At 38.4% G+C, this 9,605-nt stretch carries 8 protein-coding genes and 1 pseudogene; all 9 read left to right on the plus strand.

Going from position 1 to position 9,605, the window contains the following annotated elements:
- Positions 1-27 precede the first annotated feature (27 nt).
- Complete coding sequence (locus tag C2134_RS00910; protein ID WP_158248658.1) at positions 28-912, plus strand: glycosyltransferase family 2 protein; 885 nt, start codon at positions 28-30, stop codon at positions 910-912.
- A 141-nt stretch (positions 913-1,053) separates the two neighbouring features.
- Entirely contained in the window at positions 1,054-2,175 is a 1,122-nt protein-coding gene (locus tag C2134_RS00915; protein WP_146042042.1) for a hypothetical protein, read from the plus strand.
- Positions 2,172-3,353, plus strand: coding sequence for a glycosyltransferase (locus C2134_RS00920; protein ID WP_103316762.1), 1,182 nt, complete (start codon positions 2,172-2,174; stop codon positions 3,351-3,353). The genes C2134_RS00915 and C2134_RS00920 overlap by 4 nt, the downstream gene beginning before the upstream one ends.
- Positions 3,343-4,440, plus strand: coding sequence for a glycosyltransferase (locus C2134_RS21035; protein ID WP_146042043.1), 1,098 nt, complete (start codon positions 3,343-3,345; stop codon positions 4,438-4,440). The genes C2134_RS00920 and C2134_RS21035 overlap by 11 nt, the downstream gene beginning before the upstream one ends.
- Positions 4,416-5,444 carry a polysaccharide biosynthesis protein gene (locus C2134_RS00930; RefSeq protein ID WP_103316765.1) on the plus strand — a complete coding sequence of 343 codons (1,029 nt, stop codon included), beginning with the start codon at positions 4,416-4,418 and terminating at the stop codon, positions 5,442-5,444. Before C2134_RS21035 ends, C2134_RS00930 begins: the two co-directional genes overlap by 25 nt.
- Positions 5,445-5,447: 3 nt before the next feature.
- On the plus strand, positions 5,448-6,563 hold the full coding sequence (gene wbjC, locus C2134_RS00935; RefSeq protein ID WP_103316767.1) for a UDP-2-acetamido-2,6-beta-L-arabino-hexul-4-ose reductase: 1,116 nt from the start codon (positions 5,448-5,450) through the stop codon (positions 6,561-6,563).
- A gap of 10 nt (positions 6,564-6,573) precedes the next feature.
- Positions 6,574-7,710: a non-hydrolyzing UDP-N-acetylglucosamine 2-epimerase gene (wecB, locus tag C2134_RS00940; RefSeq protein WP_103316769.1), complete on the plus strand. Its 1,137-nt coding sequence runs from the start codon at positions 6,574-6,576 to the stop codon at positions 7,708-7,710.
- A complete protein-coding gene (locus C2134_RS00945) occupies positions 7,710-8,915 on the plus strand; it encodes a glycosyltransferase family 4 protein (RefSeq protein WP_199179840.1) in 1,206 nt (401 codons plus the stop codon). Before wecB ends, C2134_RS00945 begins: the two co-directional genes overlap by 1 nt.
- 232 nt (positions 8,916-9,147) lie before the next feature.
- Positions 9,148-9,483: pseudogene (locus C2134_RS00950) on the plus strand (transposase); the annotation flags it as partial.
- Positions 9,484-9,605: the final 122 nt, after the last annotated feature.

A 9,605-nucleotide genomic window follows, 5' to 3' on the forward strand; every position in this document is an offset into this window, starting at 1 on the left:
ATTTCTAAAATCATAAGGAACACTGCTGTGATTAGTTGTAAAGCACCACTTGTATCAGTAATCGTGCCATCATACAATCATCAAGATTATATAGAAGATTGTATTAATAGTATTTTCAACCAAACATATGAAAATTTTGAAGTCATCGTTATTGATGATGGCTCTAATGATAATACAGTAAGCAAACTCCAAGCATTGCAGGAGAGGTATCAATTCACTTTAGTGGTTCAAGAAAATATAGGTTTAGCTGCGACGCTAAACAAAGGCATCAGCGAATATGCCGGTGGCGATTATATTGCTTTCTGTGCTTCAGATGATTATTGGTTACCTGAAAAGCTGCAGAAACAAGTAGATTTTATGACTGCAACGCCGAATGCTTATATGTGCTTTGGTAAGGCAATTGCAATTGATGAACATGGGAAAGAATTAGAGTCCAAAACCCTCAACATAAACAACGGACTTAAAGGCGGTATGGTATTTGAAGATATCATATTGATGAAATTTCATCCACCAGTTAATCAAATGTTCAAGAAGGAAGTATTCAAGTTGCTCGGTCTATATCCAGTAGGATTATGGACCGAGGACTTATACATGAATTTAAAAATTTGCCGCGAATTTGAGATCGGTTATATTCCAGAGTTTATTTCAGCCTATAGAATACCAAGCAATTCAGTTGGCAAGTTCATCACAACCAGAATTGCAGATTCTCACAAAACTTGTATTGATTTATATAAAGATAGCCAATATTATCCACAAGCAATCAAAGACTGGCATTATCGAAATTTAATTTGGTACTCTTCTTTTAAGGCCCATAAAATAAGGGCCATTCGATCTTTATTCTATTGCTGGGATTATTTTTATAAAATTAGTTATTTAAAGTCCATAGCAAAAATTGTGTTAATTTGGAGATAGTTTTAGATGAGTCTAGCGAACATAAAGCGCTATATTGTAGTAACCCTTTTATATATTTATTCTTTTTTATTTATTTATACGCCAGACTCATATATTTCCATTAACGTTATCCATCTATTAGCATTCTTTGCATATATCGCAATGAGTATGCTGTATTTAATGGGTAAGAAAATTCTTTTCCCTATGGTATTAAAAAAGTTTTTTGCGCTAAATTTATTGGTATTAATAATAGGGTTGTATATTTCCCTTCAATCATATGACTTTTATTATTGCTACAAGTTATTTATTGTGGCATTTGAAACAATCCCGTGTTTGTTTTTAATATATTTAATATTGGAGAAGTTGGGTTTTGATCTGAAAGAGAAACTCTCTTTCATTATGAATTTGGGTTTTTTGCAACTTATTTTCGTGATTGCTACAATAATTTTTCCTGAATTAAGGTTATCAATAATTGAAAATTCGCAAAATCAAGATCTATTAAAGTTGTCAAATTTCGGTGATTTGGCAATTAGGACATTCGGCTTCTCAAGAGGTTATACCTTTGCCATGCCAATGTTTTTAGGGCTATGTATTGCAGTAGCCTTGTACATGAAAGGGCACTTTAATACAAAACACTGGTTAAGCATACCTTTATTTGTTATTGCGATTGCATTAAATGCTAGAATTGGCTTAGTGATTTTGCCATTGCTGCTAGTATTAAATTTTTTATATGGGTCCAGCCGGTTCAGGCTTGGTATTTTAGTTATTAGTATTTCTGTTTTATCGATTGGTTTAATTGCATCAGAGGCTAATATATTTCAATATAACGATAATTCAGAATTCGCTTCCTTTTCTAGAGTCTATGATTCTTTTGATGACTTATCCAACTTGGCTAATGGTAAGGAGACTGGAACGTTTAATGATCTAGGTAAAATGAATATACTGCCAAGTGGCTATGATTTGCTCACTGGGACGGGAAAAGATATCTTTTTTGGGGGGAACTCTAAATATCCCGGTATAAATTCAGATATTGGATATGTGAACGATATATTCTTTGGTGGTCTATTGTTCTCGCTTCTGTTGACAGGTGTATATTGTTCTTGCTTCTTTATCAGCACTAATGATATCAAGTTAAAAATTTTAAATTATAGTTTAATATTATTTCTAATAATAGCGAATTACAAAGGCTCGATTTTAAATTCTAATGAGTTTATCAATGGGTATTTGCTGCTTACTTTGTTTATATCTGAAACTATGACGCGAAAAGAGAAAGCTTTGAGATGAAATATGTGATGGTTTCCTCGATAAGTGATGGAAGAAAATCAGGAGCGATTAGTGTTGCAGGTGAAATAGCGCAGCTAGGTATATTGAATGGATTTGATAAGCTTGGCAAGAATATAGACAGAATTATTTCTTACTGCCCTAATCGCGTATACCCAAATGGTCCATTGATATATAAAGGGGGATTAAAAAATATGTCAGGGCGAAAGATTAATTTTTTGCCCTATATTAATCTGCCCGTAATCAGATGGATAACTTTAAATATTGCTTTGATATTCAGCTTGATTGGTTTTGCCAGCCGAGGAGACGCAGTAATTTTTTATAATTACTCCTATCCCAGTGGTTGGGCTGGTTTAATTTCAAGGGCAATTAAAAAATTCAATTTATTTGCAATTATATTTGATATTCATGTTCCTGGTGAAACCGTTAAAAATAACTTAAAGTGGAAGTTTGAATATTTTACTTATAAATATATTTTACCCAGATCGGATAAATTAATAGTAATTTCGGATGAAATCATAAAGAACTTTTCACCTGCAGTGCCTTCCTTACTGATAGAAGGAGGCATTCATGAGATTAATGAAGTTAAATTTAATCATGTAGTAAAAAAAGAAACGAACGGAGAAAAACTGTTCAAGATTGGTTTTGCAGGCAGATTAGATGATGATAACTGCATTTTAGAAATACTACAAGCTTTCAAGAAAATTGAGAAGAGCGGAGCTCCAGTTGAATTGAATATAGCTGGAAACGGAAAGTATACTGAGGAAGTTAAAAAGGCGGCCGCTGAAAGCGCTCGTATCATTTTTCATGGTCAAGTAGCTCATTCTAAATCTGTAGAAATATTGAAAAAACAAAATCTTAACTTGTGCATTAGAGCTACCAAAAAATTCCATACAAGGTATTTTTTCCCATCTAAGCTATTGGAGTATATGTTTTTAGGCGTTCCTGTATTAGCAACAGATATCCCATTTAGCAAAGGCAATATTAATAAATACACCTTCGTCCTTAAGGGCGAAGAGTCCGAAGATATTTATAAGACAATATTAGACGTACTCAATACAAATGACAGTGAAATTCAAGCAAAGTTGTTAGAGTGCGAAAAAATTAAGCATAGTTTTATGTGGGATAATCAAGTTAAAAAAATGTATAAGTTCTTTGAAGGAATTGATAGTGACAGCTAAGAAAATAGTCGTCAATGCCACTGCGTTAAATGTAGGTGGGGCAAAAACTATACTCTGTCAATTTTTACAAAATATTAATGATGAGAATGAGTACATCGTATTTTTGGACAGTGTAAATTCAGATCTTCAGACAACAAAGAACGTAACTGTCCATAAAGTAAAATTAGGTGGTTGGTTAAAAAGAATCCAGTGGGATTTTTTTGCTTTGGCTGCGTATTTGAAGAGAAAAAACATTAAACCAGATTTGTTTATTTCCTTGCAAAATACATCGGCTGGGGGTCTGCAAAGAACTAATCAATTGATATATTTGCATCAACCTATCCCATTCAGCTCCGGGAGGTGGTCTCCATTTAAGAGAGATGAAAGAGTTTTATTTTTATATAAATATTTTTATTCGTTTTTTATCTCAATTTTCATAAAAAAATCTGACAACATAGTCGTCCAAACCGAGTGGATGAGAGATGCGGTAAGGTCCAGAAACTGGGTTCATTCAAAAAATATCCATGTGATAAAACCGAGCATAGGATTTGATGAAAACATAGTAAAAACAAAAAGAATAATAGAAGAAGAGTATGTGTTTTATCCAGCATCATCAGTTTCGTATAAAAATCACGTGATTTTAGCTAAGGCGATTGCGAGACTTAAAAATAAAATTAAATTGGCCGTTTCTATTTTGCCAGGTGAAAATGATGAGTTTGATAAACTAGTTGATAAGCTAGATATCAAGGACAGAGTCATTTATCTTGGATATCAAGACAAAATCGGGATGCAAAGCTTGTATCAAAACGCTTTAGCGGTTGTTTTTCCAAGCAAGCTAGAAACATTTGGTCTACCTTTATCCGAAGCTGCATCTATGGGCAAATATATTATTGCATCTGATGCCAGCTTTTCTCGTGAGGTGCTAAAAGGCTATCCTGGTGTAAAATTCTGTGATGCCGATGATGATGAGCAGTGGTGCCAGGCACTTAGTTCAATAATCGGAAAGAAGATGGATGTGGAGCCTCTATCAATTAAATATGAATCTGGTTGGGCTGACTTTTTTAATCTAATTGAAAGCATATTATGTTCAAATCCAAAAAATTACTGATTACTGGTGGCACTGGTTCCTTTGGTAATGCAGTTTTAAGACGTTTTCTTGATTCTGACATAGAAGAAATTCGCATATTCAGCCGTGACGAAAAAAAACAAGATGATATGCGGAAAAAATACCAAAGTGAAAAATTAAAATTTTACATTGGTGATGTAAGAGATTATCAATCCGTCGTGAACGCAGTTAGAGGTGTCGATTACATATATCACGCGGCTGCACTCAAGCAAGTACCGTCTTGTGAATTCCATCCGATGGAAGCCGTTAAAACAAATGTTCTTGGAACTGAAAACGTCCTTGAAGCCGCAATAGCAAGCGGTGTAGAACGTGTTGTATGTTTAAGTACAGATAAAGCGGTATACCCAATTAATGCTATGGGTATTTCAAAGGCAATGATGGAAAAAGTTATTGTTGCCAAGTCTAGATCTTCATCAGAGACCATTATTTGCGCAACTCGTTACGGTAATGTAATGGCATCGCGTGGTTCGGTTATCCCACTTTTTACAAATCAGATTCGAGCGGGCAAAGCAATCACGATTACCGATCCATCAATGACTAGATTCATGATGACGCTGGATGATGCAGTAGACTTGGTGCTATATGCATTTGAACATGGAAATCCAGGTGATATTTTCGTTCAGAAAGCACCTGCAGCAACTATTGAAACTTTGGCAAAAGCTTTAACAGAGTTGCTCGCTGTTGCGGATCATCCAATCAATATTATGGGAACTCGCCACGGTGAGAAGTTATTTGAAGTGTTGCTGAGTCGCGAGGAAATGGTATCTGCTCAAGATCTTGGTGACTATTACCGTGTTCCTCCCGATTTGCGAGACCTAAACTATGGCAAGTTTGTTGAACAAGGTGAGGTAAAGATCTCTGAAGCCGTAGAATACAATTCGCACAACACCAATCGCCTTGATGTTGAAGGCATGAAAAAATTATTGCTGAAATTACGCTTTATGCAAGCAATTGTTCGTGGCGAGCATGTAGAGCCTGAGGAGTAAGTCATGAAAGTACTTATTACCGGAGCCAATGGATTTCTGGGGAAGAATCTAAGACTTCACTTGTCTGAAAGAAAAGATGTTGAAGTGTTGACATTCACCCATGATATGTCTGAAGCGCAACTTCCAGGTTTAGTGAAAGATGTAGATTTTATATTTCACCTCGCAGGGGTGAATCGACCTGAGAGTTCCGCAGACTTTACAAAAGGAAATAAGTGCTTAACAGAAAAAATCAGCTCAGCAATTGTTGAATCTGGAAGAAGAATTCCGGTTGTTTACACCTCCTCGACTCAGGCAGCTTGTAACAACGATTATGGAATAAGCAAGTTAGATGCCGAAAATGCCTTATTTAGATTGAAAAATGAATATGGTTCGGCAGTATATATTTTCCGTTTACCTAACGTATTTGGAAAGTGGAGTCGGCCAAACTATAATTCAGTCGTTTCGACATTCTGCCATAATGTGAGTCGAGATTTACCGATACAAATTAACAACCCTGATGCCCCATTGACTCTGGTTTATGTCGATGATGTTATTTATAAATTCATTCAATTGATGGATGGCGCGGATTGTGACTTTAGCCAAGAGGGTTTTGCCACAGTTTCTCCGCAATACACGACAACAGTTGGTGCATTAGCAGAACAAATTATTGCATTTAAAAATAGCCGTTCCAACTTAATAACTGAGAAAGTAGGTATTGGCCTTCGAAGAGCATTATATTCAACTTATTTGAGTTATTTGCCAACAGAAGAATTTTCTTATACTGTACCTCAGCATGGTGATGCACGCGGCACTTTTGTAGAAATGTTGAAAACCCCGGATTGTGGGCAGTTTTCTTATTTTACGGCTCATCCAGGAGTGACAAGGGGCGGTCATTACCACCATAGCAAGACTGAGAAATTCTTAGTCATAAAGGGGAGTGCGAAATTTAAATTTCGCCAAATGAGTACCGGTGAATCATATGAGTTAACAACCATGGCAGAAAAAGCCGAAATTGTCGAAACTGTTCCTGGTTGGACTCATGATATTACTAATATTGGAAATGAAGAACTGATAGTAATGTTGTGGGCAAACGAAATCTTTGATAGAGATAAGCCGGATACTTATTCTTGTCCATTGTGAGAATTAAAAAATGAAAAAACTTAAAGTGATGTCAGTTGTAGGCACGCGGCCAGAAATTATTCGTTTATCACGTGTATTGGCTGCGCTTGATCAATATTGCGATCATGTTCTGGTTCATACCGGTCAAAATTATGATTATGAACTAAACCAGGTATTCTTTGATGACCTGGGTGTAAAAAAACCAGACTATTTTCTGAATAGTGCAGAAGGTAGTACGAGTGCCGCAAATACCATTGGGAATTTGATTTCAGCAGTGGACGGTGTTCTGGCACAAGTGCAACCAGATGCTATGCTTGTTTTGGGTGATACGAATAGTTGCTTGTCGGTGATTCCCGCTAAGCGAAGAAAGATTCCGATATTCCATATGGAGGCAGGTAATCGCTGTTTTGACTTGCGTGTTCCAGAGGAGACCAATAGACGTATTGTTGATCACACTGCTGATATTAACTTAACATATAGCACTATTGCGCGTGATTATTTGTTGAGGGAAGGATTGCCGCCAGATCAAATAATTAAGACTGGTAGCCCTATGTACGAAGTATTGCATCACTATCTACCAAATATTCAGGCATCCAATGCTTTGGAGCGTTTGGGTTTAATTGAAGGTCAGTATTTCGTGGTAAGTGCACACCGCGAAGAGAATATTGAATCTGATCGCAATTTTGCAAAATTAGTAGATGTGCTTAATGCGGTAGCTGAAGATCACGATGTGCCAGTAATTGTTTCTACTCATCCAAGAACACAGAAACGTGTTGATGCGACGGGGGCTAAATTTCACTCCAAGGTACAGTTGATGAAACCACTTGGCTTTCATGACTATGTATGTTTGCAGATGAAGGCTCGAGCCGTATTGTCTGATAGTGGAACTATTAATGAAGAATCTTCCATTCTGAACTTCCCAGCGTTGAATCTACGTGAGGCGCACGAGAGACCAGAGGGAATGGAAGAAGCGGCTGTAATGATGGTTGGCCTAGAAGTAGATAGAGTCCGGCAAGCGCTTGCTATCTTGGATAATCAATCAAGAGGTGAGGAGCGCAGCTTGCGCCTAGTGGCGGATTATAGCATGCCAAATGTCAGTGATAAGGTTGTTCGTATCGTTCATAGTTATACAGACTATGTAAAACGTGTGGTGTGGAAGCAATATTAATGCAGCAGACTCTGAGATTAGTATTAATTGCAGATACCTTTCCGCCTCTTTGTACTTCAGGTGCCGTGCAATTGAGAGATTTGGCGCGTGAATTTGTTCACCAAGGCCATTTAGTCACTGTGATGTTGCCTGATGCTGATATCAAAAACTGGTGGTCTATCGAAGATATGGATGGTATCAGGGTAATAAGATTGAAGTCTCTTCGTACCAAGAACATTGATTATGTTCGTCGTACTTTAGGGGAATTTCTTATGCCTTATGCAATGCGGTACAGTCTGAAAAAGAGTCCACTTGCGAATGAAAAATGGGATGGAGTGGTCTGGTACTCTCCTTCCATTTTTCATGGCCCACTGGTTCAGTGGCTAAAAACCAAAAATGCTTGTAAAAGTTATCTGATTATTCGCGATATCTTTCCCGAATGGGCAGTTGACATGGGGTTGATGAGTCGAGGTTTGTTATATCGTGGATTTAATGCCATAGCCCAATATCAATACTCTGTGGCAGATGTTATAGGAGTTCAGACGCCAGGAAATCTTTCTTATTTTAAGTCATGGATTGAACGGCCTGCTAGAAGGCTTGAGGTTCTGCAAAATTGGCTGGCTAAACCAGCTAATAGAAAGAGTCGAATTTGTCTTGATAAAACTGGTTTGATTGGACGTAAGATTTTTGTTTATGCTGGAAACATGGGCGTGGCTCAGGGAATCGATATATTGATTGCTTTGGCTGAAAAATTTAATGATCGCTCAGATGTTGGGTTTGTATTTGTCGGCCGAGGAAGTGAGACTAAAAAATTAAAAAATCTTGTCGCTGAAAAACAACTTGAAAATGTCTTGTTTTTTGATGAAATACATCCTGATGAAATACCTGACCTCTACTCGCAGTGTTGTGTTGGAATGCTTAGCTTGGATCCAAGACATAAATCACATAATATACCTGGTAAATTTCTTACCTATATGCAGAGTGGTCTTCCCGTATTGGCGAATGTGAATGCTGGAAATGATTTGGCTGCAATTATTAGAAACGAGCTGGTCGGTCAGGTTTGTGAAAGCAATAAGGTTGATGAGTTATATCTGCTTGCGAACAGGTTGTTAGCGCAAATTGATGAGGATCCAACTCTTTCAAATAGGTGTTTGGCACTTTTTGAGAGAGAGTTCTCATCAAAAAAAGCTGTAGAACAGATTGCCGAGGTATTCTATTCCGCATGACCAATCTGAGTCTATTGATGTATTAAGAGCCGCTTATATGTACGCCTCCCATTTGCCAAGGGCCGCTTCACACAATGATATGCAGCGGTTGGTTGCTCGCTTATATCCGACCTTGTTGCAGACGGCGGTTTCAAGAACCAAGTGCAACAGGGTTAATGTTTAACGGCTTGTCGTGATTCAATCGGCCTTGTTGCACAAATCCACCCCCACCGCCGCTTGGTAAGATAGAGGCATGGCCAAGCCCGCTCCAAAACGCTACCGAACAACCAACTGGAACGCCTACAACCAAGCCCTGACCCAACGCGGCTCTCTGTCCGTCTGGCTGGACGCGAGCATGTCATGGCGCGCGGCGCCTCGGGGCAGGCGCGGACGAACGCAGACCTATAGCGATGCCGCCATTCAATTCTGCCTGACCATCAAAAACCTGTTTGGCTTGCCTTTACGGCAGACCATCGGTTTCATCCAAAGCCTGCTCAAGTTGGCGGGCCTGGACTGGAGCGTCCCAGACTACAGCACGCTGTCCAGATGGCAGCAGACGCTGCAGGTCAACATTCCCTACCAGAAGAGTTAAGGCGCTCTGCATCTACCGGTGGATAGCACTGGGATCAAAATGCTGGGCGAAGGCAATGGGATGGACGCCCCCTCCTCTAAACGGCATCGCAGTGCCACAGTGAGATGACTATCACCTCA

This window comes from Chromobacterium sinusclupearum (assembly GCF_002902845.1).
Classification (GTDB): Bacteria; Pseudomonadota; Gammaproteobacteria; order Burkholderiales; family Chromobacteriaceae; genus Chromobacterium; species Chromobacterium sinusclupearum.